22 protein-coding genes and 1 tRNA gene are annotated in these 24372 nt (G+C 47.9%); 10 read left to right on the top strand and 13 right to left on the bottom strand.

All coding sequences use genetic code 11. The features are described 5' to 3' along the window. Positions 1-628: 628 nt before the first annotated feature. The 3 genes from GJR95_RS10005 (at position 629) to GJR95_RS09995 (ending at position 2762) form a co-directional block, all read left to right on the top strand. Positions 629-1546, top strand: a complete 918-nt coding sequence (locus GJR95_RS10005) for an NADP-dependent oxidoreductase (protein ID WP_162385733.1) — start codon at positions 629-631, stop codon at positions 1544-1546. A 153-nt stretch (positions 1547-1699) separates the two neighbouring features. Further along, complete coding sequence (locus GJR95_RS10000) at positions 1700-2146, top strand: DoxX family protein (protein ID WP_162385732.1); 447 nt, start codon at positions 1700-1702, stop codon at positions 2144-2146. 100 nt (positions 2147-2246) lie between these two features. Then, positions 2247-2762 (top strand): OsmC family protein, encoded by a 516-nt coding sequence (locus tag GJR95_RS09995; RefSeq protein ID WP_162385731.1) that lies wholly within the window; start codon positions 2247-2249, stop codon positions 2760-2762. A 174-nt stretch (positions 2763-2936) separates the two neighbouring features. Here GJR95_RS09995 and GJR95_RS09990 read toward each other — a convergent pair whose 3' ends face one another. The 3 genes from GJR95_RS09990 to GJR95_RS09980 all read right to left on the bottom strand — a co-directional run bounded on the left by GJR95_RS09990 (position 2937) and on the right by GJR95_RS09980 (position 6352). Beyond that, positions 2937-3200 (bottom strand): hypothetical protein, encoded by a 264-nt coding sequence (locus GJR95_RS09990; protein WP_162385730.1) that lies wholly within the window; start codon positions 3198-3200, stop codon positions 2937-2939. A 727-nt stretch (positions 3201-3927) separates the two neighbouring features. Beyond that, a complete protein-coding gene (locus tag GJR95_RS09985) occupies positions 3928-4521 on the bottom strand; it encodes a hypothetical protein (protein ID WP_162385729.1) in 594 nt (197 codons plus the stop codon). A gap of 340 nt (positions 4522-4861) precedes the next feature. Further along, entirely contained in the window at positions 4862-6352 is a 1491-nt protein-coding gene (locus GJR95_RS09980) for a WG repeat-containing protein (RefSeq protein WP_162385728.1), read from the bottom strand. Between the two features lie 313 nt (positions 6353-6665). Between GJR95_RS09980 and GJR95_RS09975 the strand changes: the two genes are divergently transcribed. After that, a tRNA-Phe gene (locus tag GJR95_RS09975) sits at positions 6666-6739 on the top strand. Between the two features lie 62 nt (positions 6740-6801). Here the strand turns inward: GJR95_RS09975 and GJR95_RS09970 are convergent. Together GJR95_RS09970 and GJR95_RS09965 are read right to left on the bottom strand one after the other, a co-directional pair. After that, positions 6802-7848, bottom strand: a complete 1047-nt coding sequence (locus GJR95_RS09970; RefSeq protein ID WP_232541140.1) for an EamA family transporter — start codon at positions 7846-7848, stop codon at positions 6802-6804. Positions 7849-7866: 18 nt separating this feature from the next. After that, positions 7867-8289 (bottom strand): hypothetical protein, encoded by a 423-nt coding sequence (locus tag GJR95_RS09965; RefSeq protein ID WP_162385727.1) that lies wholly within the window; start codon positions 8287-8289, stop codon positions 7867-7869. Between the two features lie 102 nt (positions 8290-8391). Between GJR95_RS09965 and GJR95_RS09960 the strand changes: the two genes are divergently transcribed. Then, positions 8392-9297 carry a LysR family transcriptional regulator gene (locus GJR95_RS09960; RefSeq protein WP_162385726.1) on the top strand — a complete coding sequence of 302 codons (906 nt, stop codon included), beginning with the start codon at positions 8392-8394 and terminating at the stop codon, positions 9295-9297. Between the two features lie 226 nt (positions 9298-9523). Here GJR95_RS09960 and GJR95_RS09955 read toward each other — a convergent pair whose 3' ends face one another. Continuing rightward, the gene (locus GJR95_RS09955) at positions 9524-11971 is read right to left on the bottom strand and encodes an SBBP repeat-containing protein (protein ID WP_162385725.1); all 2448 of its coding nucleotides are present in this window, start codon (positions 11969-11971) and stop codon (positions 9524-9526) included. Between the two features lie 288 nt (positions 11972-12259). On the opposite strand from GJR95_RS09955, the gene GJR95_RS09950 reads away from it, so the two are divergent. From GJR95_RS09950 to GJR95_RS09935, 4 genes are all read left to right on the top strand, one after another. Continuing rightward, on the top strand, positions 12260-15289 hold the full coding sequence (locus GJR95_RS09950; protein WP_162385724.1) for a hybrid sensor histidine kinase/response regulator transcription factor: 3030 nt from the start codon (positions 12260-12262) through the stop codon (positions 15287-15289). 386 nt (positions 15290-15675) lie between these two features. Beyond that, complete coding sequence (locus tag GJR95_RS09945) at positions 15676-16692, top strand: hypothetical protein (RefSeq protein ID WP_162385723.1); 1017 nt, start codon at positions 15676-15678, stop codon at positions 16690-16692. A gap of 500 nt (positions 16693-17192) precedes the next feature. Next, the gene (locus tag GJR95_RS09940) at positions 17193-17513 is read left to right on the top strand and encodes an ArsR/SmtB family transcription factor (protein WP_162385722.1); all 321 of its coding nucleotides are present in this window, start codon (positions 17193-17195) and stop codon (positions 17511-17513) included. Further along, positions 17510-18013, top strand: coding sequence for an SRPBCC family protein (locus GJR95_RS09935; RefSeq protein ID WP_162385721.1), 504 nt, complete (start codon positions 17510-17512; stop codon positions 18011-18013). The genes GJR95_RS09940 and GJR95_RS09935 overlap by 4 nt, the downstream gene beginning before the upstream one ends. Positions 18014-18202: 189 nt before the next feature. Here GJR95_RS09935 and GJR95_RS09930 read toward each other — a convergent pair whose 3' ends face one another. The 7 genes from GJR95_RS09930 to GJR95_RS09900 form a co-directional block, all read right to left on the bottom strand. Beyond that, complete coding sequence (locus GJR95_RS09930; protein WP_162385720.1) at positions 18203-18565, bottom strand: hypothetical protein; 363 nt, start codon at positions 18563-18565, stop codon at positions 18203-18205. Positions 18566-18603: 38 nt separating this feature from the next. After that, positions 18604-19266 carry a hypothetical protein gene (locus tag GJR95_RS09925; protein ID WP_162385719.1) on the bottom strand — a complete coding sequence of 221 codons (663 nt, stop codon included), beginning with the start codon at positions 19264-19266 and terminating at the stop codon, positions 18604-18606. A gap of 45 nt (positions 19267-19311) precedes the next feature. Continuing rightward, positions 19312-20562 (bottom strand): hypothetical protein, encoded by a 1251-nt coding sequence (locus GJR95_RS09920; RefSeq protein ID WP_198424827.1) that lies wholly within the window; start codon positions 20560-20562, stop codon positions 19312-19314. A gap of 2 nt (positions 20563-20564) precedes the next feature. Beyond that, on the bottom strand, positions 20565-21029 hold the full coding sequence (locus GJR95_RS09915) for a QcrA and Rieske domain-containing protein (RefSeq protein WP_162385718.1): 465 nt from the start codon (positions 21027-21029) through the stop codon (positions 20565-20567). A 21-nt stretch (positions 21030-21050) separates the two neighbouring features. Beyond that, positions 21051-22274 carry a di-heme oxidoredictase family protein gene (locus GJR95_RS09910; RefSeq protein ID WP_162385717.1) on the bottom strand — a complete coding sequence of 408 codons (1224 nt, stop codon included), beginning with the start codon at positions 22272-22274 and terminating at the stop codon, positions 21051-21053. A gap of 107 nt (positions 22275-22381) precedes the next feature. After that, positions 22382-22765: a hypothetical protein gene (locus tag GJR95_RS09905; RefSeq protein ID WP_162385716.1), complete on the bottom strand. Its 384-nt coding sequence runs from the start codon at positions 22763-22765 to the stop codon at positions 22382-22384. Positions 22766-22948: 183 nt separating this feature from the next. Then, a complete protein-coding gene (locus tag GJR95_RS09900; protein ID WP_162385715.1) occupies positions 22949-23500 on the bottom strand; it encodes a cupin domain-containing protein in 552 nt (183 codons plus the stop codon). Between the two features lie 56 nt (positions 23501-23556). On the opposite strand from GJR95_RS09900, the gene GJR95_RS09895 reads away from it, so the two are divergent. Further along, positions 23557-24162: a TetR/AcrR family transcriptional regulator gene (locus GJR95_RS09895; RefSeq protein WP_162385714.1), complete on the top strand. Its 606-nt coding sequence runs from the start codon at positions 23557-23559 to the stop codon at positions 24160-24162. Positions 24163-24372: the final 210 nt, after the last annotated feature.

The raw sequence follows: 24372 nt of genomic DNA, 5'->3' as shown, positions 1-24372 counted from the left end.
GTCCGGGAGAACCGACAAACCCCTTTCGTAATTCGTTATGACTCCAACCGATGCCATAACTTCCCCGATGTAGCTTTTTTAATAGCTCACTAATTACTTGTGTGGGCAACGGGTAAGCCCTCCCCTTATATATAGACTACCCGAACGCTGTATATGATGGCTGGCCCAATCCATAATTAGCGATCATTAAAGTTGAGCGTTGACGTTCATCCATACTCTGATAGGTAAGAGAAAGACGCGAAAGCGGATTGGTTCGTTTGGGTTGAGGTCAGAGTTCAGACGAATTTTATCGGACTAGGACTTTTTACTGATGAATCAATAGGTTAATCCCCTCTGTTTCAGCCAACCATAGAAGCACGCTATTTTTTTTAAATCATTATGGGCCTGGCTGCCCGTCTTTTTTAATTGAAATCTCAAGAATTTTCTTACTTCTATCTGGCCCCCTGTATATTTTAAAACTGGCCCGCTAAGCTAGCCAAACGAAGACCTAATTTTACCCTAACAAAAAAGGTAATTGAACAGCTCCAACTAGTAAAATCATGCTGAAAACAAGAGTAGAAGCAGTCGTGTACCGCGGCATCACTTCAGTAATGGTGTGTTTGTTGATGAACAGAAAGGGAGGTGTGCTATGAAGGCGATCGTGGTAACCGACCAGGCAGCGGGAACAGCCGGCATGAAACTCGTGGAGCGGCCCGAGCCGCTGGCAGCGATAAACGATGTCGTCGTTGAGGTTCACGCGTCGAGTATCACCGGAGATGAGCTGTCGTGGCCCTCGACCTGGACCGATCGGCTCGATCGTGACCGGACCCCGTCGATCCCCGGCCACGAACTGGCCGGAGTGGTCACCGCCCTCGGCTACGGCACAACGGGACTGTCGGTGGGACAGCGGGTGTTTGGCCTTACCGACTGGTATCGCGACGGCACCCTGGCGGAGTATGTAGCCGTCGAGGCACGCAACCTTGCGCCGTTGCCGGGCGACGTTGACTTCGCTGTGGGCGCGAGTCTGGTGATGCCGGGACTGACCGCATGGCAGGGGCTGTTCGAGCACGGCCACCTTCGGGCGGGGCAGAGCGTCCTGGTGCATGGTGCGGCCGGCATAGTCGGTTCGATGGCGGCCCAGTTCGCCCGTGAGGCTGGCGCCTACGTCATCGGCACCGGGCGCACTGCCGGCCGTCAGACGGCTCTCGACTTCGGCGCACAGGAGTTCGTCGACCTCGATAACGAAGCCTTAGAAGATGTTGGCGGGGTCGATCTGGTTTTTGATGTCCTCGGGGGCGACATCGCGAAGCGGTCTGCGGGCTTGATTCGCGCTGGAGGAACGCTGGTGACCATCACCGGCCCAACCGATATACGGCCCACAGGAGGGCTGACTATTGACTTTGTCGTCGTACCCGATCGAGCCCAATTGAATGAGGTCGTCCAGCGGTTCCGAGCGGGACGTCTGCGGCCGAACATCGGCCACATCGCTACCCTTGACAACGCTGTTGCCGCCTTCAATCCGACCAGTCGAGTCAAGGGGAAGACGATCATCCGTGTTCGTCCGTGAGACGGCGAGCGATTCTGTTCCTCCTGGATCATTGCCCGCCCCGCCCTGAAGCGGTGGACGATGAAATTGTCAAAAAAACGGGCTATCGCTTCAGGCGAATACATCGATAAAGTGCCTATACAAATTCGGTATCAGTTAATTGTTTAGCTATAAATGATCACCAGTAAAACGGAACATTTTCTTCAGATTTTTTTACGAGTTGCCATCGCTGCCACAATGCTTTCAGCGGTTGCCGACCGGTTTGGTCTTTGGGGACCTGACTCTAGCTGGGGCAACTGGCAGAATTTTGAAAAATACACGGGGGAAGTTACTTCTTTTCTCCCAGGAATTTTGAGCAAATTCTCCGCTTACGCTGCCACATTTTTCGAAATACTATTGTCGGTTATGCTGGTTTCAGGCTTTAAGACAAAACTAGCAGCCATTGGCACAGGCATTCTTTTGTTGATGTTTGCCCTAGCCATGAGCGTCTCTTTGGGGATAAAAGCCCCTTTCGATTATTCGGTTTGGGTGGGGAGTGCAGCCGCCTTTTTACTGGCTGCTCAACAGGACGACCCGTTGAAGCGGCAGAGACCGCTTTATTCCAGCTCAAAGGAATCATAAATCCAGTGACTGAAGTTGCGGAAATGGATCGGTGCGAGTCATGTACACTATACTTCAGACAACATAAACGATGAATAGTCCGCCAACATACATTTAAATCATGATGCGTAAAAAAGAAACTAGTCACCTGTTTGCCAAAGACATAACGGGCGATATTGTCAAAGGCCGACAGGAAGTTGTCATCAACTGGCGCGCTGGACAACTACTCATGGATGAGCCGACTTTTAACGGCGGAAAAGACATCGGACCCGATCCGTTTAGTGCCGTACTTTCGGGACTAGTGGCCTGTACACTCACTACGCTTAGAATGTATGTCAGGAAAAAGGGGTGGGATATTTCTGACATACACGTCGCGGTTAACATGCAACAACGGCGAGAACCCTTCCAAACCCTGATAGAGCGTACTATATTTTTTGGTCAACCAGTCAGTGATGAACAACGAGAACGGTTGTTATATATCGCTAAAAATTGCCCCGTTGCGAGATTATTACAGGGCGAGATCATAATTGATACCGATTTGTCAGATGACAAAAGCGTTCGCGCTGGCAGGGGTACCTATCCACCAATTGATCATGAAGCTGCGGCTGTAACGCAAGATTATTCTGAACAGCTATAACTACTGCACTTGAAATTTATAACCTTTGGATAGAACGTTATCCGATTTCATGAGCAATTGATTTATTCTGGTTCAGCCTTACCAGACGGTAACCCGGATATATAGTACGATAACTACTCTGATACGGGTTGTTGAGGTCTGAATCTAAACACAAGTAGTGTATGGGTTAAGGTCCTATTTTGCTAGTGGCTGGATGGGGCCTTTGTTGCTGGTAAAAAAAACGCCCGACCTTCTCGAAATCGGGCGATGCATTCCATCAACTAAAAACCAGGGCTTCAATAACTTCACTTGCTGGCGTTTCTGAGCGGTATTGACCTGCAAGAGTAATAGCCCCTTGCCCATACCAACCGGCACACTCACCCGTTCTAGTGAGCCCGCTTCGTCAAGTCGCTGGTGATGCAAAACCCGGCCCTGAAGATCCGTCAGATTCAACTGCACTGATTGGCCTGTTACCCCACGAATCTCAACCCCGACGGATTTTCACTCTACTGGATTACCTAGTATCTTCACCTACAACTCCATTCCCGCTTCTGCCACGCCCACTCGGGTGAGTGCCTTGCTTACAAGGAATACAATTTAAGGTAACTCTGCGTGGCCTGCCGAAGGAGTAGAGTAACTCAAAATTGTGAGTAATCGAAAGTAGCAGGTCCAACTCATTTTTTTAACACAGCAGCAACTGATAAAGGGAAGTTTGCTTATTGCGTAAGATGTAAATTTCCTTGTTTGCCAAGAGTTTGCCAATTAATAATATGAAAGCTAGCGGCTAACCTTAAATTACTATAGACACAAGAATCTTAATGATGGATTTCACTTTGTATACTCTATAAAATATCTTGTCTTATAAACTTAAAAGAGCCAATTGCAGGGCATTGACTACATTTTGAAGTTCATGTATAGGCTTCAGGTCACACAAAAACGTTCTTTCCAAAGTATTTAAGCTTTATTCTGATGACGATTGGCTTTATATTTGGGTTACAGAAGATGAAGAATAAAGGCTAAAATATTGAGAATAAGTGTATTAGCGGATTGTTTTGACAGATCCTACGAGTGCGCTTAAGATTAGGCATAAAGCCTTATAAGTCCTTGATTTATAAGGCTTTTTTCTGTTTGGAGGGCTATAAGTCCATTTTATCGGGTTAAAGAAAGCAATAGGGGCATCAAAAAGTTAATTACACGGTTTCTCTCTCCATTTCCACCATTCGCCAGTTAATCCAGCTGCTGTCATTTGCTCACCACTCATAGTATCGAAGGATGAATGGAAAAATTTTTCCAGGCAAATCCTTTCCCCACTTGGGATTGTAGCGCTAAACATTTTTACTGCCATGAAACTATATGAACACTCGCTACCAGCTGTACATTTTACCCCATCAAAATAATCGCCATCCGCATTATAATGTAATTGAATCGTTTCAGTGGTACCGTTACTATAAGTAACCCAAACTCTGATGATACTTCCATCAACTGAGTATTTACCTTCGGTATACGTATTAAATGGATGGGCACATCGCGCAAGTATTTTTGTCCCTCTGTTTTCTATAAATGCGTCAAGAGGGTTTACTTGACGAGCTTGGGCAAAAGAATTTGAGCTAAAATGAATTGAAGCTACTAATACAAGAAAGAAAACAAATGCCTTTTTCCCGGTTTTTAGTTTTAGCATGTGAATCAATACAGTAGGGGCATAGAGGTCTAAAATAAGTTTCAAGACTCGTTGTGAAATAGTCTTATTCCTGGGCTTAGCGGGGGCAGGAGTAGTTTCCATAAAAGCGTACAGATTTTGGGTGGGAATGAACAGTGAGTTAAACGTTTGCCAATGTCAATATTTTCCAGGCAAGCAGAGGTTGAAGATTCCACCTGACTTTCACTCCTCTATTCCGTCTGGTCACCAAGAGGTAACAGTCGTTCACCACATTTTTTAATAGGGTATTTTCCATACCGTTTAATAAACCTAAGAAAGCTCAATAGGCGTGTAAATCAAATAATAAAAAAGCCGGGAGGGTTACCCCTCCCGGCTTTTTACGGGAAAAAATCATGGTCCAGTTTTCGATTATTTTTACCGGGGGGATAAGCACATCGAGTAGACAATCTAGGCTATCCAGTTCCTATTCAGAGCCAATTTCCCGACCCTTTTTATTATAAATAAAATAGCTATCGTTTTGATATTTACCGAGTTTCCCTTTATTGAAATTTCCGCCTTTATCGAATTTAAAATCAATTATCAGCTTACCTGACTTACTGATATAGCCATATTTTCCATTTAGTTGAACACAGGCTACCCCTTCCTCAAAACCACCATAGACGTTTTCAAAGTGAAAGGGAGTAATCTGTTTCCCGTCCTGATCCAGCAAAGCCCATTTCCCGTTTTGTCTGGCAAAAAATCTTCCATCATTATAATCATAAACCAGATCATAGATAAAGGGTCTGACTACTTTGCCTGTTTTATCGACAAAACCAAATTTACCGTTTAACTCGGCCCTTATTATATTAATTCCAGAAGGAATGGTATTGACGCTTTCATAAATCGGTTGAAGAACAAAATCACCCTGGGTATTGATAACTCCCTGCTTTTTATTTACTGTGACAGTTGTTATCCCGCTTTTATTAAAATCATAGGCATGGTCAAATTGAAGAGGTATAACGATTTCTCCCTGTTTGTTTATAAAGCCATACTTCCCATTTTTATGGACACAGGCTAAGCCTAACGAAAAGGATGGCAGAAAGGTAATACCGCTATAATCTTTAACGTCATATTCTGCTGGAATCACTAATTCTCCGTTCAGGTTAATAAAACCTACCTTCCCGTCTCGAATAATTGCAGACAAGCCTTCACTAAAATCACTACCTTGAGTACCGTTAATAATCAGGGCAGGTTTCAATCTTGTATCCATATAAATGATCCCATCTTTGAAAGGACCAAAATACGCTAAGCCATCCCGAAAATGGAAAGATGAGGGAACTTCTGGTTTGATAATTTCTTCGCCTTTCGTATTCAGACACCCATATAAATTCTTCTTCTTTATCATAAATAGTGTATCACTCTGATATATACTATCATAATCCAATGTTTTCAATGGTTGGCCCTTGCTATCAATGACCATCCATTTGTTTTCCTGCTTAACAACGGCCACTCCCTCATTGAATGTAAAAGCGTCGTCAAACTGAAATGGCAGTAATTGATTGCCCTCTTTATCAATATAACCATATTTCCCATCCTGACATACGACGGCTGATCCATTAACGATGTCACCAGCATAATCAAACTTTGCCGGGATGATTATTTCGTCGTCTGCGTTTTTATACCCGGCAAGTGCCGTATTCCAGTCATAAAAAACAATAGGACCGTCAGCTGCTTTTTTTGCCGATTCTTCAAATTTAGTTTTGAGCAGGGATGATATACTGATATAGGAAAAGAATAAAAGGCCGACTGTCAGTGCTGTAAATAAGGGGGAAAGTAAAAATAGAATCACCTTCCATATTCGCTTTATACTCTGATTTTTCAAAAGTATAAAGAGGTTTATAGGGAATAATGTCAGGCCGGAGAAAACAACTAGCCATACTTTGTTGTACCATTTTTTTGACGTGGTAGTTTCCATATAAAGAACTGGCTCCTCGGGGTTAAAATGAGGGGATACTTGACAGTTTACCTTGTACTAAGTTGGCCTGATAGACCTGACGCAGAAGTCTCAACCAGATTTACGAATCTGTATTCCCGCTAGCTTATGGAACGTAACACCGAATCCACTATTTTCTTTGACAGTATGTTCCTGGTGGATACAGCCTTCATTGCGAAACCTCTTTGAAACAGACTCTGGTGACCTGAGCATCAGCAACATTGCCAATTAGTACAACTTTGGGTAACTGGAAGTTGGCTCGGGAGACGCTGGTTCGAATCCAGTGTTAGCAACTGTGTCGGTAGCTGGAGTGATGAAAGCACCGGCTTGAAGTACCGAGGATCATCAGTTCGAGTCTGGTACGACACCCAGTAAAATAAAAAGCCGCCAGGAGAGCTCCTGGCGGCTTATAATGGGAAAGAAATCATGACTCAGTTTTCGATTATTTTTACCGGGGGAATAAGCACATCGGTTAGACAAACCTGGTCATGCAGTAATGCAGATGGCTTATCAGATACTCCTTTTTTTTCGTTGTTGTTGCCCGTGGTCCCGATACGGTATTTGGAAAGGTTAATTAATAAAACACTGCCTAAAATAACGACCAGACCAATTAGCTGGACTAGTGAGATGGTTTCATGGGCAAACACGATTCCTAAAATAACAGCAATCACTGGATTCACGTAAGCATAGGTACTTACCTGCGTAGCCGAGCGTACCTGTAGTAGCCACACATAGGCGCTATAGGCAATAATTGACCCGAACAGAACAAGATAAGCCAGCGCCAGCCACGCCTGCACGGTGATCTGAGACCAAATTACCCGATCAAATTCGTGATTCAACAAACTAGCGGGCAGAAATACCAGACCAGCGATGACCATCTGCCAGGCTACATTAACGGTTGGCGAACCTTCGGAAGGGTTGTGTTTTGAATAAAGTGACCCCGACGACCAGGCAATGGCTCCGACAAGTAACGACAACATCCCAATGATTTTTGATCGATCCGTGTTTGCTGCCAGCATATCGCTTACCTGCTCACCAAATAGCAGGAGTACACCGATAAAACCAACCATCAACCCGGCCAGCGTCGATTTACTTTTAAGGTTAGTGCTCCAGTTTGGTTTATCAAGTAGCACGAACCAGATGGGTGCCGATGAGACTAATATGGCCACCAACGCGCTGGGCAGGGTTTGTTCTGCCCAAATAACGACACCATTACCCACTACCAAAAGCAATATACCCACTATGGCCGATGTAATAAGGCTGCTTTTAACGAAGATACGTTCGCCCTTAATAAACGACCACAAAAGCAGTATAGCTCCGGCAGCCAGAAAACGCATGGCTCCCATTAGTAAAGGTGGTAGATCCTGAATGGCCATCTGTATAAAGAAATACGTTGAGCCCCAGACAATATAAACGATCGCAAAGGCGACAGCAACCAAAAATGGACTGGCGACTTTCAGGTTATTATGATTCATCATTCCGTCAATTTTCAGGTATTACAAAGAAGATGGTGAGGTGAAAGTGATGTACCGCTGAGCTTCAGTGGCCGGCACATCGACCACCTCAATCCGACGGATCAGGGTTTTTCGACCGTCGGTGATTTCCAGTTTGTATAAGCCAGATCGACTCCCGTCAAAGTTCAGCTTATAGTGATAGGCTCTAGGCGATTTTTTCATAGACAGCTCATGAAGGATCTCATCGTCTGCATTTTTGATCCTGATCGTAACCCCATTTGTCTGACGGACCATTAACATTAAATTTACAGTCCGATTTTCTCCCATGTACGTACCTATTTCAAATGATTTCTCTTTTGCCCATGAAGTAAGCTCCTGATCAGTAGATTGGGCCTTGCCTGCAATGCTCAATACGATCAAAGATAGACTGAGAATCTGAGCGAATAGATGTTTTACCGTTTTCATGTTGTGTGTTCATTAGTGGTTGATTTACGGCTGTAAAGTTGACACCTTTTGATATATTAGTAAAGCGAATTATTTTTGTTGAAATCATGAATAATATTCATCATGGAAATTCGACACCTTCAGATGGTGAAAGAGGTTGCCAGTAGTGGTAACCTGACGAGAGCCGCCGAACAGTTGTTTTTAACACAATCAGCCCTGAGCCATCAGCTGAGGGAAATTGAAGGCTACTTCAACACGCAGCTTTTCATCCGCGATAAAAAACAGATGCGTCTTTCGCAGGCTGGGATGATTGTTTTACAGGCAGCTGAGAAGATACTTCAGGAAGTAGCCGATACGCGGGCTAAGGTTCGAACCCTGATTGACAATGAGGCAGGAGAGATCCGGCTTTGTACGCAATGCTACACCTCCTATCACTGGCTGGCTGGTTTTTTGCGCGAGTTCCAGATGATTTACCCCAAAGTAGATATTAAGATTGAGTTGGAAGCTGCGACCAAGGACGCTGATAAGCACCTGATAACCAATACAATCGATGTGGCCATCACGGAGGGGAATAGCAATCCTAAATTTTTGTATACCCCGCTTTTTCAGGATGAGTTTGTGGCTATCGTTGCCCCCGACCATCCATGGTCTGGTCGCGGCTGGGTCGAGTTAGCCGATTTTGCCGGACAGAATTATGTCATGTATAATATTCCGGACGAGGAAAGTGAAAATTTTATGATGATTTTCAAAAACTGTCGGCCCGCCAAAGTATACAAAATCACCCTTACCGAAGCGATATTGGAAATGGTTAAAGCCGGTATGGGTGTTGCCGTCATGCCAACCTGGGTAGTTCGGCCTTATGTACAATCGGGTCAATTGACTACAGTACCCATCACGGAGGAACGAATTCTTAGAACCTGGTATGCTGCAACCTTAAAGGGCAAACAACAGCCACCATTTACCGGCGCTTTTGTTAAGCAACTAGCCTGTTACATGAAGGAGCTGGATAACTACGCTTGTGCGGTATGATGCTTTACAGTTCGGCATACCATTGCCTGGACCCTGAAGCTATCAGCTATTGAAACAGCCGTTTTTCCCCAAATGATGAGCCATAAGTCGGGAGTTACTAGCGAGATTTACTGAAGGCAGTTTTCTGCGGATGCCCTGGATGATGCAGCTACGGTGTTACTAAAATTAATTCATCCCGCCAGAGGAGCAAAAATAACCCCGATCTGTGTCGATCGGGGTTATTCCCTTATAATCGGAGGAGCTTGACCGTGTGCTGTTGAGTGGACGTCGAAACCCGAATCAGCAACATGCCATGACGGCTCCCGAGTGGTAAACGAACACGGTCCAGACCGCTGGCCTGCGGCAAGGCTTGCTGGTAGTAGGATCGTCCCTGGGTATCGACCAGTTCAACCTGAACAGGCTGACCCATTACTCCGCTAATCTCGATTGTCGCCAATTCTCCCTCAACCGGATTACCCAATAGGTACACCAGTAAACCAGACCCTTCTTCGCCAACTCCAAGCCGGGCCGTTGACGGGCAGTCCCTCAGCCAGTTGTAGGTAAACTCAGTGGTCGTTTCGCTCTGAGTGGCCTGTAGTGTGATAACGGGATTGTCGGTGTACAGCGTCAGCGTGTAAGGTCCCTGATTCCGGGTAGGCCGCATTTCGTTGACGACGGAGAAGCTCACCGAGGAGCCATCCAGCCCTTCGTAGCGTGGATTGAAGCTCACCCGACGCTGACTGGCCGAGACGGTTTCACAGCTCATCGTCGTCACTCCATCAATGCGAAAGGTAGCTGTAGAGAGGGCGTTGACCATCACGCGCACCTGATCGGTGACGGCGGGCGAATCGTCCGAATCGGTTACCGTAACAGTGAACGTTTGCACCCCGCTCAGCCGCGCCCCCACGGTGGCCGAGACCGTACTGGTATTGGTGGCCGACAGGGTACAGCCTACCGGAGCTGCCCAGGTGTAGGAGTAGGGATGGTCCGGCTTTCCGGGTGTGCCCCCCGTGGCTGTTACTGACAGGGTCAATGTATTGCCCGCGTTAACCGTAGTGGAACTGACCCAGGTGGTTAAACTCACCGGGGTGTATTGATGCAGCTTACTCACAAAGATGTCTCTATACCCAGCCGAGGTCAGATTGAACACACCCATTCCCGGATCAAAATCCACCGTACTATAAAAATTGCCAGTGGTATAGATGCTCCCACCCTCATCCACCGCTATCGAACTGCTGAACACATACCCATTGATGCCGCCGACTTGTTTGGCCCAGACAAAGTTGCCCCCCGCGTCGAGCTTACTCACAAAGATGTCAGAATAGGCCGAGGTTAGATTGAATACACCCATCCCCGGATCAAAATCCACCGTATAATAGAAAAGGCCGGTGGTGTAGACGTTACCCGACCCATCCACGGCCACCGAGGTACCGTAATCAAGGCCTTTGCTGCCGACTCCTTTGGCCCAGACAAAGTTACCCCCTGCATCGAGCTTGCTTACAAACATGTCAGAATAGGCCCCCGGCGCCGAGGTCAGCTTGAACACGCCCGCACCGGGATCGAAATCGCCCGTATCCTCGAAATAGCCCGTAGTATAGACGTTGCCCATCTTATCCACCGCTATTGAAGTACCACCATCATGAAATGTACCGCCGAGTTGTTTGGCCCAGACCAGGTTGCCCCCCGCGTTGAACTTGCTCACAAAGATGTCAGTATTCTGCCCCGTCGAGGTCAGCTTGGCCACCCCTGCACCCGGATCAAAGTCCACCGTACCCTCGAAATAGCCGGTGATATAAACGTTACTCATCCCATCCACCATCACCGAGGTGCCTTGATCACCACTGGTGCCGCCGACTGCTTTGGCCCAGACGAAGTTGCCATCCGCATCGAGCTTGCTCACAAACAGGTCAGTATCCCCCGCTGAGGTCAGCTTGAACACGCCCGCACCGGGATCAAAATCGGTCGTACCTAAGAAATAGCCGGTAGTATAAACGTTGCCCGCTCCATCAACCGCTACTGAGTTGCCACCGTCATGACTGATGCCGCTAACTTGTTTGGCCCAGACCAGGTTGCCTCCCGCGTCGAGTTTGCTCACAAACATGTCCTCATATCCTGCTGAGGTCAGTTTGAACACACCCGCACCGGGATCAAAATCGACACTACTCTCGAAATAACCGGTGGTATAAACGTTACCCGACCCATCTACCACTACTGATGTGCCCCTATCATCACCGCTGCCGCTGAGTTGTTTGGCCCAGATAAAGTTGCCCCCCGCGTTGAACTTGCTCACAAAGATGTCATTACCCCCGGTCGAGGTCAGATTGACCACCCCTGCACCCGGATCAAAGTCCACCGTACCCATGAAATAGCCGGTGGTGTAAACGTTACCCATTCCATCTACGGCCACCGACGTGGCCAATTGTTGAAGGCTAGGGTTGGTACCGCCGAGTTGTTTGGCCCAGACGAGTTTCTGGGCCTGGGTGGTCGAAGTAAGCCCCCAACCTAGCAACAGCCAGATGAGTCCCATTATACAGGGGCGGCCAGCCAAGGCTTGCCACCTCTCGAAGCGAGTCAGTCGTTGCCGTCCTAAAAAGATGGGGGATTTGGTCACCATGCAGGGTGATGGGATAGTAGCTTCCGGAAAAGTAACCGGCTGGAAATCAGATTGAACACAATCTGGTAATAAATCGATCATGATAGTATTGGTTAGAAATAAGCTGAACTGACTACGTTTCGCTTTTATGAGTGTATTTGAAGAAAAGGGCTGTGCAAACGTACCGGGAATGCATTTCTCGCTGTTAACAGGCAGGTAACATCTTTTAGCACTCATGTAACATGGCCAAAAAGCGCCTGAAAATCAGGCAAAAACACTCTGAAATTCAAGATTTCACGCCCCAATGTTGTTTTTGCGCCGGTTTATAAATCATTTCTCTAATACTGAGAATATGACAATACCTTACCATCCTTTTATACAATATGTACTATGGCTATACGTCTGCTTGCTCTGCTATTTAGTTTATTCTTCCTGGCTTCTCCGCAGTTGGCGATCGCCCAGCAGAGCAAGCGCGACAGCCTCGACAATCTGCTCAAACACGCCGGCCCTGACACCAACCGAGTCCTTCTTCTGACCAAGGCAGTGGGTGTCTATTACACATATAATCCTCAACAAGCCAAAAAATATGCCGATGAGGCTATGCAATTGGCTCAAAAGCTGGGTTATGGGCGGGGCATTGGGCGCAGCTATATCAGCCTGGGTATTTACCATTGGTTCCAGGGTAATTATCAGACTGCCATGCACTATACAAAAAAAGCGATCCCCTACTTTGAGGAGTTGAAGGATGAGGATGGGTTGGCATCAGCCTATGGAAACATAGGTATAAATTATAAAGGGATGGGGGATTTTTCGAGGGCAACAGAGTACTCCTTTAAAAGCCTCAAACTATGGGAAAAAGTAGGAAACCAGGCCCGGATCGCCTACCTCCTTAACAACATAGGCGTACTCTTGAAGGGCCAGCAGAAGTACGATCAGGCCCTTTATTACTTGCGGCAATCATACACAAAAAGTGAAGGTATCGAACCCAACCATCAAGCGGGTGTTCTGGTGAACATGGGGTCGATCTGTATAGTGACAAAAGACTACCCCAAAGCCATTAGCTATCTGATTCAGGCGCGAACCCGCTACGCAGCACTTAACGAACCAAGTGGCCTGGTCATCTGCGACAACAACCTCGGCGAAACATACGCCCGGTTGGGTCAGTACGCAAAGGCCGAAATGTTTCTCCAGCGGGCGTTGCAACTGGGTAACCAACTCAACGACAAGGACGATATAATGGGGATTCTGCTGGCGCTGGGTGATATTCGGCTAAAGACCAGTCGGGCTGCAGAGAGCTTTGCCTACTTCGACAAAGTCTATGTGTTGGCCAGTGAATCGAAAGACAACGAGAAACGATTGATCGTGTATAAAGGGCTGGAAACGGCCAACGCCCAGACCGGCAACTTTGCGAAAGCCTACCAGTTTCTGTCAAAATGGGTGGCCCTGAACGACTCTGTGTTTGGGGTAGAGAATGCCAAAAAAATTGCCCGAATTCAGGCCGAGTACCAGTCGGAAAAGAAACAGGCAGAGATCGAACTGCTCAAAAAAGATCAGCAGGTATCGCGATTGTGGCGCAACAGTATTGGCACAGGCTTGCTGGCTCTGTTGCTCATTGCGGGGCTGGTGGTGAGTCGGCAACGACTCAAAATTCACAGTGATCAGGTGCTGCTGGATCAAAGCAAACTCGTAGCGGAGAAAAATAGTCAGTTAGAAATTCAAACGCATCTTCTCGAAAATCAGGCAGTTACGCTTACGGAGCAGGCACACCAATTGCAGGAATTAGACGCAGTTAAATCCCGGTTCTTCACCAACATCACGCACGAATTTCGCACTCCGCTGACGCTGATTATGGGGACCTTGAGCGCAAAAATGTATGAGTTGACCACCCGGCCGGAAACCACGCTGCATAAAAACGAGGCCACCGTCATGCAACGCAACGCCCAGCGGCTCCTGCGCTTGATTAACCAGTTACTCGATCTAGCGAAGCTCGAATCGGGTCGGCTCGACTTACAAACACAAACCGGCGACCTGCGCCCGCTGCTCAACGTGGTATCGGCCTTGTTTTCGTCCCTGGCCAGTCAGCGTCATATTCGTTTATCGGTACACCTTTCGCCCTTCCCGCTACCGGTGAGTCACGATCCCGATCAGTTGGAGAAAGTAATGACAAACCTACTGTCAAACGCCTTCAAATTTACCCCGGACGGGGGCGAAATTACCCTTTCTGGTGGGCCAGTACAGGTTCACGAACAGGATTTTGTGGAACTGACGGTCGACGACAGCGGCATTGGTGTAGCGCCTGATCAGGCGACGCAGGTATTTGAGCGGTTTTATCAGGGAACGGCTCCCCAACAGGACCGGCAACCGGGTACGGGCGTCGGGTTGTCGTTAGTCAAAGAGATTGTCGAGTTGCACGGCGGCACCATCCGAATTGACCCCAAATCTACCCCTGGTGCCCGGATTGTTGTTTGCTTACCAATGGCCACCCTGACAACTCCGGCCAGCGAATTGGCCGCCACCGAATCGACTCCCAATCCGGTCGTTCTGGATACCAGCTTCGAGGTTGACGACTCCCTGCCAATTGCCGAATCAGAAGCCACGGCACTACAAATTAGTTCTCCTGATCAGACTACTATGAGCCAGCTGCCGTTGCTGCTGATCGTAGACGATAATGATGACATCCGCCAGTTTATTCGGGAGCAGATGAAACGAACTTACCGGGTACTTGAACGAGAAAACGGCCAGTTGGGACTACTTGCCGCCCAGGAAAATCTGCCCGATCTCATCATTAGCGACTGGATGATGCCCGACATGGACGGCATTGAATTTTGCCAGCGTATCAAAACCGACGAGCGCACCAACCACATTCCGTTTATATTGCTAACGGCCCTTGCGACTCAGGACAAGCGGCTGACGGGCCTCGAAACCGGGGCCGACGATTATCTGACCAAGCCCTTCGATGCGCGGGAGTTGCTGCTTCGTACCCAAAACCTGATTGCCAGCCGACAGATGCTGCACGACCGGTTTAGTCGCGAAATCAGGGTTCAGCCCCAAGATATCACCGTTACCTCCGCCGACGAAAAATTCCTGACGCGGATAATCCGAATTGTGGAAGAAAACATGAGCAATCCCGAGTTTAATGTCGAGCAATTCGGGCGCGAAGTGGGTTTAAGCCGAATGCAACTGCACCGTAAACTCCTCAGTCTGACAGGTCAATCATCGGGCGATTTCATCCGGCTGATGCGGTTGAAGCGTGCGGGCCAACTGTTGGAAGGGCGGGCCGGTAACGTTTCGGAAATTGCTTATGGGGTAGGCTTCAACTCGCTGTCGTACTTTACCAAGTGTTTTCGGGAACAGTTCGGCGTGTTGCCCAGCGATTATCTGGAGACAGTTACCTTGTCGGATACGGGTGGCTTGGTATAGGATACACGTCGTTGATTCCGTCGGCCCAAACCGCTATCGTTTAGTTAGTCAACGGAGCTTATCAAGAGTTACGGTGTATTCACGTCTTTGGCCACGGCGGAGAGAGGTTTGTGGCTGTTGGGCGAAGTCCGGTTGCGTATGCGACTGATTTTAGTTGACAACTAGTAAAATTTGCGACTGGCTGTTACCTTTTACTTGACGATCTATAGCTGAACTATCAAAAAATAGGCTACACAAATTTCCGATAGAATGGTATCGAGAGGTAACTGGTTAAGAAAAGACTTACCGGGTAGGGTAAGTATGTAATCAAGATACCCTCTAGAGGGTATGGATAGTTGGCTGAAGCAGAAATTATGTTTGTAACAAATAGAAAAAACGACGCTTTTATGAAAGGCTGGTCCTTTAACTGCCTGGCAGTCACAGTGTATTGGGTATGTGTATCCCAAACTGCGGTAGCTCAATCGCCCGGTCTGCGTTTCAATCAGATCTGGATTACGACCTCCCAGTCCGATTGTCTGGCCAGAGCCCGGCAAGGCCTCGCCAACGGGCAATATCAAATCACGGGACAGGGCGACTGGTGGGTGGCTTCCACTAACTTAACGACTCGAACAGCCGTTTGCGTTTCGTGTCTTACGGTCGGTTCACAAACACAGGCCTATGTATCGGCAGCAGGGGCCTCCGACCCTCAGGCTAGCCAATGGGTCGACTATCTGGTCAGATACATGGCGGGGCAGGGTTCAACTCTTCCTGCCAATACCGCCGTTAGGGGGCAAGGTTCACCCATAACGCTGCGCTTCAATCAGGCATGGGTGACTCTCTCCCAGTCCGATTGTCTGGCCAAGGCCCGACAAGGCCTCGCCAACGGGCAATATCAAATCACGGCGCAAGGCGACTGGTGGGTGGCTTCCACTAACTTAACGACTCGAACAAGCGTTTGCGTTTCGTGTCTTGCGGTCGGCTCCCGAACACAGGCCTATGTATCGGCGGCTAGCCCTTCCGATCCCTCAGCCACGCAATGGGTGGATTATCTCCTCAAATATGTGGCAAGTGGACAGGTGGTCACTAATCCAGTTCAACCTCCCACCAACAACGCAGGTGGTTGCCTACGCAGTACCACCTACGGATTAACCATCGTACCAAATTCAGCACGGGTTGGCCAAACGGTCAAAATTCGATACATGTATCCGGGCGACAAACCCGGTAGTGGCGATTGGATCGGGTGTTTTTATCCCAATACCAAACAGTCATACACCGGCTTCTGGACATACTTGACCAAGGTTAATGGTTGTGAGTACGATTTTGTGGTACCCAGTATCAACCCAGGACCCATGCAGTTTCGATACATTCTGGAAGGAGGCTACGACAAGATAACGGCTACTGCCGAGTTTGTTGTATTGCCATAAAAACCGTTTTGAGCAGGTTAGTTGCGTTGAGTTCCAAGGAACGTGAACAAAACAAACGACCTGCTGTTGCCGATACTTCATGACCTAAAGTCGGAGCCATACAACAGCCTTTTAGCTCTGATCTATTACTGATTACGAAGCCGTTTGAACGTTTAGCTGTATATCGTCTGCCCAAGCGTTCAGCTTCTAATTTCTCGACTTCCGCCAGACGCAAGTGCTATGCGTCATGAATGAAATTCACTCCCTCCGACTGTAGTTGAGGACCGGTAGTAAACCAGGATTTGACGGGCTGCTCGGTACCTGGATTTACCCATTAGAGGCCTAATGGGTAATTTTTCGCACTGATAATAATTACTTATCGTGTGTTATCACGAAGGGTATCCTTCAATTACTCCTCCAGCTACTGTTCAATTATGACAAAAACAATTAAAAACTTTTGTGCAACCAATTAGTTGCTTATATTTGCAACCAATTAGTTGCGCAAACGAATCAATGAAGTAATGAGACGGGATATATTTCAGGCAATTGCCGACCCAACAAGGCGGGCTATCATAGTACTCATTGCTTCTCAGCCAATGACACCCAATGCCATTGCCGAACACTTTGATACAACCCGGCAAGCCGTTTCCAAGCATCTCCGTTTACTAGCGGAATGCGAATTGGTAATACCAGAGCATAGGGGACGGGAAATTTACTATCGGCTCGAAATAACCAAAATGAAAGAAGTTGATCAGTGGCTTGACCAGTTCAAGAAGCTATGGGAAAGCCGCTTTAACGAGCTTGACAATGTATTATTAACAATTAAAAACGAACAAAAATGAACACCAACTTAACGTTTGATTTTTCTGTAAATAAGGAAAATAACACAATATTAGTAAAAAGAGAATTTGCGGCAGAACGACCTTTGGTTTGGGATGCGTACACGAAAAGCGAAATCCTTGATCTATGGTGGGCTCCCAAACCCTGGAAAGCAAGAACAAAAACAATGGACTTTAGAGAAGGTGGCCATTGGCATTACGCCATGGTAGGACCCGAAGGCGAAGAACATTGGGCCTGGATAGATTACCAGAGCATTCAGGTGCAAAAAAAATTCACAGGTTTAGATGCCTTTGCCGACGAAGCAGGTAACATTAATAAAGGTTTACCACGATCGAAATGGGAAGTTGTCTTTGAAGACAAAGGGCCGGTAACGCTTGTAGAACTCCACATTTCCTATGACGATTTGGCTCAACTTGAGACAACACTTCAAATGGGCTTTAAGGAAGGACTAGCCTTGGCCATGGAAGGATTAGATGAGTTACTTGCTACATTAAAAAAATAAACCGAACATAACACAGTGCTTTTCTGGTAGTGCAACGATCGATGCGACCCATTTGAATCGGACCGCACTGGTTTGAGACGGCATTGCGGTCCGAATCTACCCAAGGCTTTGTACTCGTTTCGTTAAGATAGTCTCTAAATACTTTCCCAGAACATAGAAAAATAGACCCTATGTTCTGGGAAAGTTATATCATCGGTTCTTCAATCGGCCTGGACTGGCTGCGAGCATTCGGTCGCCAATCATATCCGTCAGCTGGACGGAGTCAGCTCGTTCCCAGGTGACAATTAATTCGCCATGATGATTATAGAGTAAAAAGCCTCGACTTTTGCCACCATACCGAAACAAGTGTAAGACGAATACTTCTTGTCCCCAATAACGAGCCTGATGCATCTCCCAACCGTTATTAAAATGGGGGAAGATTTCAATCTCCTTTATCTTGTGGTTCAGCCAGCGCAGCTTGTGTGTTGGCTTGTCACACCAGTGGTGGCGAACGGGTTGTGGGATTGGTTGCCAGGTAATCAGGGCCAGCGCGACTGAGATGCATAAGTTCATAATTGTGAGGTTTAGGAATGGTCATGGGATTGGGTTATTTAGAATTTCATGACAACCATTGCAGCTGTGAAGGCGGCAAATGTCGTGTAGGCGGCTGCCCGATGGTATGGTTTGAGGTCCGGGTTTTGCCCAATTTTTCTAGCAAGTATGTTCGTTGTAATCATTCCGGCAATATGAAGGATTGCCAGATACTTGTGAATTTTAATCGAATTCAATCCCCGTTCCCGTTTGCCAATGAGCGGGGGTGGGGCAGTAAGCGACAATAACGCTGTAGTTGCATAGGTCACGTTGATAATCGTGCCTACCGTTTCATGAGCGCTATGGAGCCGTGTGTAATCATTCCCCTTGGCGTTGTAAAGGTTTGCTCCCAGAATCCCCTGCGCCACAAAGCCCGCCAACGTGACAAATCCCATGACCTGATGACTGACCAGCATGGTTCGCCGGATTTTCAGTTCTTTCTGGCGGTTCTCTGCGTTGAGTGGCGCCAGACCAGTAAGCCGTAGCAGGCCTTTTTGACCCCAGAAAGCCCGTTGTGTAAACACCATGCGGTCAGGCAGCAAAGGTTGTGTTCCGGATGCACTGTCGAAAAGTTCAGTGAGTAAGCTATCGGCAGCGCTTGGCGGCTGAATACGGGTGGTATCCTGCGCCCAAACCGACACGCTGACCAGCAACGAGCCGATCAAAAAAAGAAGTTGTTTCATAGAGAAAGGAGCCCCAACGGCCGGTAGCCCTTGGGGTCGTTGACGTTAGAAATAGGTCGAAAAACCAAACTGAAATCCGGCGGTACGGGCTGGTGGATTTCCCAACAGGTCTGTATCCCACTGATACCGATAGTTGGCCCTGATAACGGTCGTCGGCGAAGGCCGAAAACTGATCGCAGGCACCACCGACCAGAGTTCATCAAAGATATTCTCCCCTGTCTCGTTGAACTTATCCACGTTGTAATCAACCCGTTCAACCCGAAGGGCTACGTTCAGCGCAGCCGTATTCCAGCCGAGCATCCGCCCGCGACGGATAGGATGCACGATGTCGACCCAGCCGCCCTGCTGTTTTCGTCCAAACTGCTGGGTATAGGAGGGCGGCACATTGATATGAGCCCACACTAATTCACCCGTAATAAATGTGCGTGTCGGTAAGGTGGTATTAAAATCGACGGCCCACACATCAACCCGACGACGCTCATCCAAAATAAGCCCGTCATCCTGGAATTTGTTATATACACCTCCCATCCAGGACAGCCCAATTTCGCCCACCTTCCGCCGTTTCAAGGCTGTCTTGAGCGTTACTAAGGGCACCCCGTTGAAGCTTTCTTCAAATCGATCCTGATTGGCTTTCGTAGCAGGTAGAAACGTTCGGTTTTGATCATTGGCGATGATCTGGTCATCGAAACCATTGGTAAGATACGCTTCGTAAGCCCAGACCCAATCGCGGCTATACTTTTTGCCATACAACCCGAATCCAACATTACTCCAGGTGGAGGGAATAATGCGCGTCGAAGAAAGCGGGCGGTCAATAAACTCCCATTTTGGCCCATCGTGGTTTTGGTTGAAAGAACCAATCGGATTCATGATGATGCCTCCACGCAGATTGAAGAGTTGATCAAATTGAATATCCATTGCCGCAAATTCAATGTTGATTTCCTTCGTGCCATCCTCAAACTCGATCTCCGACAGAAATTTAATCCGCCGATTGATGGTGGCCGCTAAGAAGACTGTCATCCGGCGCATCTGAAACGAAAAGCCTTCTGTAACACCATTCGTTTGCATGTATTGCGTATTGGCCTCCAGATAGCCGCCGACCGATACCGGCATTTTACCCGTTGTCAGGAAAGGACGATCATAGGTGGCATCCATGTTCAGCTTAAGTTGCGCATTGGAGGGGCGAAGGGTGGTATCGCGTCCGAATAAGGTGTTCATCGACGCGTTTTGCGTGGTATCTACCTGAGCGAGAGCAGGCAGGGCTGCGAAGGCCCCGCAAAAAAGTAAACGATATTTCATGATCAGGCGATGTGAATAGTGATGATTTGAGGATCTGCTGTGACGCGGTAGGCCGTCAGATTCTTTTCGGCCGGACCTTCGGTTACTTTGCCATTCGCATCGTATTCACTGCCATGCGCCGGGCAGGTCAGATGTCCATCGTGTGCATTGAGTTCGTTGCCCTGATGGGAGCATTTCATCAATACGGCTGAATAATCCGTATCGCTTCGCCGATAGAGATAAATAGGGAAGGACTGTCCTTTCATTTCGACCAGGATAAAGGGTCGTATACTTACTTCCCCTTTCTTGGAAACGGCGTCAAACTCTTTTCGACTGACCTCGATCACATTACCTTTTAAAACAGGCATTTGGGCATAATAAACACTTTTGCAACTGGTCAGCAGGGCTGAAAAGCTGACTACTCCGAGGCAGGCGGCTCCACAGGTCTTTAAGAAATCCTGGCGATTGATCGTTGTATTGGAAGGCATAAAATTTCGGTGTTAGATTGATTATAGGGAGTCTAGAAATACTAAAAGCTTCTCGCGATCCGTAGACGTCAACTGCGTGTAGGCGTCTTTAGCTTTGGTGGCTTCACCGCCATGAAGTCGAATGGCCTCGTCAACCGAATGAGCTCGTCCATCGTGAAGCAGAAAAACACTACCGCCTTGTGAATTTTTTGATAAACCCAAGCCCCAAAGGGGAGGTGTACGCCACTCCGCTGTTTTAGCCGTCCCTTCCGTGTAGCCATCATCCAGACCTTTGCCCATGTCGTGCAAAAGCAGATCGGTGTAAGGAGCGAACGTTTGCTTCGACAAGACGGCTATATCGGATTGGGCGGTCGTCCATTCCGGTGTATGACAGCCGCTACAGCCGCTTTTGACGAATACTTGTTTTCCGGTTACGACATCAGCATCCGTTGCATTCCGTTGAACGGGAACTTTGAGGGTGCGGAGATAGAACACGACAGCATTCACGGTCGAGCTGGCTACTTCCGGGTCGGGAACGCCATCTCCTGCCTGACCTGAGACGGCATAATTGATGGGGTCTTCCGGGTCGAACTCCGACGTGATGCCCATATCCTGCTTATAGGCATTCACTGTTTGGTGAAGCAGGTCGATAGCAGCCGCTTTTTTGCCGAATCGCCCGATATATTTGCCATCGCGGGCTTCATGAAATCCCTGGGGTTTAAAAAAATGAGGAGGAGTGATCCAGTTCGGAACGCCTGAAATGCCATCCCCATTGCGGTCATCGGGATCAGCTTTTGCCAGGATTTGCGCATCGGATAAAGCGCCCAGAAGCCCTAATCCTGTATTGGCCGGAGGCATGAAACGCGATGAGGTGGCACCTGCTGGAATTGTTTCTGCGGTCAGGCCCGGAATTGCCCGGTTTTGCAGCTGTGGCCCTCCGTGGTCCATAAATTTGTTGCCGGTTTCATCCACCTGCCCAAAGCGTGTCAACGTCGTGAAGGGGTGGCCTTTGCCGTCTCCGGCATGGCAACTCCCACAAGATGATGCGACGAATATGGGACCCAGACCTGTGGCGGTTGTAAATATCTCATCGTTAAAGGCGCGATCACCCCGAAGGAATTGGACATTTTGCTCGGGCGTTAGTTCGCCAATAGGCCCGTCGAGCAGATCATGGTCAAGTTTAGCTTCCGGTAGCAGGGCATTACAAGCCACAATACCGAACGTAAACACCGACGTGACCAGGTATAGTAAAGAGGTCTTCTTCATAAATGGAGAATGTGTGAAATGGAAAGACACAAAAGAGGAATGGCACAGACAGCCTGAAGGTCTGCCGATTGACAGACCAAGACTAGCTTAATTGATTGACATTAAGGTCAATAGGTAGGAAAATGGCCCAGAGAGGGCGGTCCCCTTTGCAGGAAGCAGAAGAAAGGTAACGCAACGGGATGCAGATAAGGCTGCTGGAACGTGAGCGTTACATGAGGTTGGGAAACAACAAAAGCGAACTCAAATACGGGCGTATTGTCGTACAGTATGTTCGCTGTGGCCGCTAGCCAGTACAGCTCATTTGAACTGTGATCGTTGGGTTGAAAAGGCCCCTTACAAAACGGATTATAAGGGTGGTTGTGAACGATGATTGTACCATTGGATAGCCGGTGCGCATGTCGAAACACAATAGCGCAACACTGGATGACCAAAAACAGGCCAAACAGTATGTGGGCTATTCGTTCTCGGCGTACGTACAACCAGTTAATCATTTGGCTTATCGTAAATCGCTAGAAATCAACGGATCACGGCATTGCCAAAGATATAAAAAATTCAATGTGATTTAAGGTATTTTTAATGTTATTGAAAGCAAGCGTATAAATAGTTGGTTTACCACCTGTTTTTGCAAATTTGTCCAGCCATTCAGGGGGTTAAGACACTATAAAACAGCAACCCTATTTCAATGGCGCTGGCGCGTCGGTAAAGTGCTTATACTTCCCCAGTAGCAGACCCAGCCAATACGTAATCGGAATAATCACTTTCTTGACAAAAGGAGGAATCTCAGCCATATCGTATTCATGGGCATACCGGGTCAATAGGTAAGCGGCATCGAACGCTTCGGGTTGGGCCTTACCCGATTTGTTCTGAGCCGCATAGATCGCCGACAGATAATAAACAATGCTGTTGGCCGGTTGAATCCAGCCGGTACAGATCAAGTTGTTCGTACCGGCATTCCAGAAACGGTGAGGGATTCCCCGCTTGAAGAGCACGCTTTCACCGGCATTAGCATAGGATGGTTGCTGCCCCTGCACCTGATAGGCTAAAGTACCCGAGACGACCGTAAGTTCTTCATCCTGCATGAAGTGCGTGTGCATGGGTGGCCCTGACTGGGGAGTCACCTGATTTTCGACCAGCACTTTGTCGCCGTTGGGATGGGTCTCGACCGAGAGAAACGTGAGCTTTTCTCCCAGGCAGTTTTGAATTGTATGAGGATAGTTAATTGTCATTTCTTTGTTTGTTTTGTCAAACTTAGTAAATTTAGGACATTGTCCTAAAGTGCCTCATGAATAAAGAAGCAGAAATCGTGGTTAAAGCGTTAGAAATGTTCAATGAACGGGGCATTGAGTACGTTGGACTACGGGAACTGGCAGCGGCCCTGGGCATCAGGGTCGGCAACCTCACCTATTATTTTCCGACCAAAGATGATCTGGTAAACCGGCTTGCTCAAGACTTGTCCAGGTTGAACGAACAGATTGTGGGAGAGGAGCCACTTAGTTTATTTTCGTTTCTGGAGAGGTTTAGAAAAGTCTTTGCGCATCATCTTCAATATCGATGCCTTCTGTTGAGTATTGTGCACCTGATGGAGCAAAACAAGGTGCTGTCGGCAGCCTATAAGGAAACAGAAAAAAAGCGGTCCCTGTCAATTGTGAACAGCCTCTCATCACTGCAGGAATCGGATTATTTATCTCCGGCAGCCGACATTGATTTTCTGGTATCGGTATGTACCCTGACCGCCCGTTTCTGGCTTTCCGAAGCCAGTCTGTCTTATAGCCACCTGAGCCCGGTGGAACAAATCACGCACTATGTCAGACTGCTGGCTAAACTATTCCTACCCTACGCGACAGAGAAGGGTAGCAGGGATATTGGTCGGTTTTTGGCCGGATTATGAGCTTGTCGGGACTTAGAAGACAATGATTTTAATTTCCGTCTAAGACAATCCGTTTCTTACCGGCTTGGGAATAGGCGATTTGGTTCACGAAAACGCTTCGATCAGTGAACGGCTGGTGCTTGGTCAATTTAAACCTATACGGTTTCAAAAACCTCATAGGTTTGTAAAAAGGCCGTCTGTCCTGGATGACAGTGATCACAACCCCCAGGC

The organism is Spirosoma endbachense, assembly GCF_010233585.1.
Taxonomy (GTDB): Bacteria; Bacteroidota; Bacteroidia; order Cytophagales; family Spirosomataceae; genus Spirosoma; species Spirosoma endbachense.
This window is presented reverse-complemented; position numbering and strand designations above follow the sequence as displayed.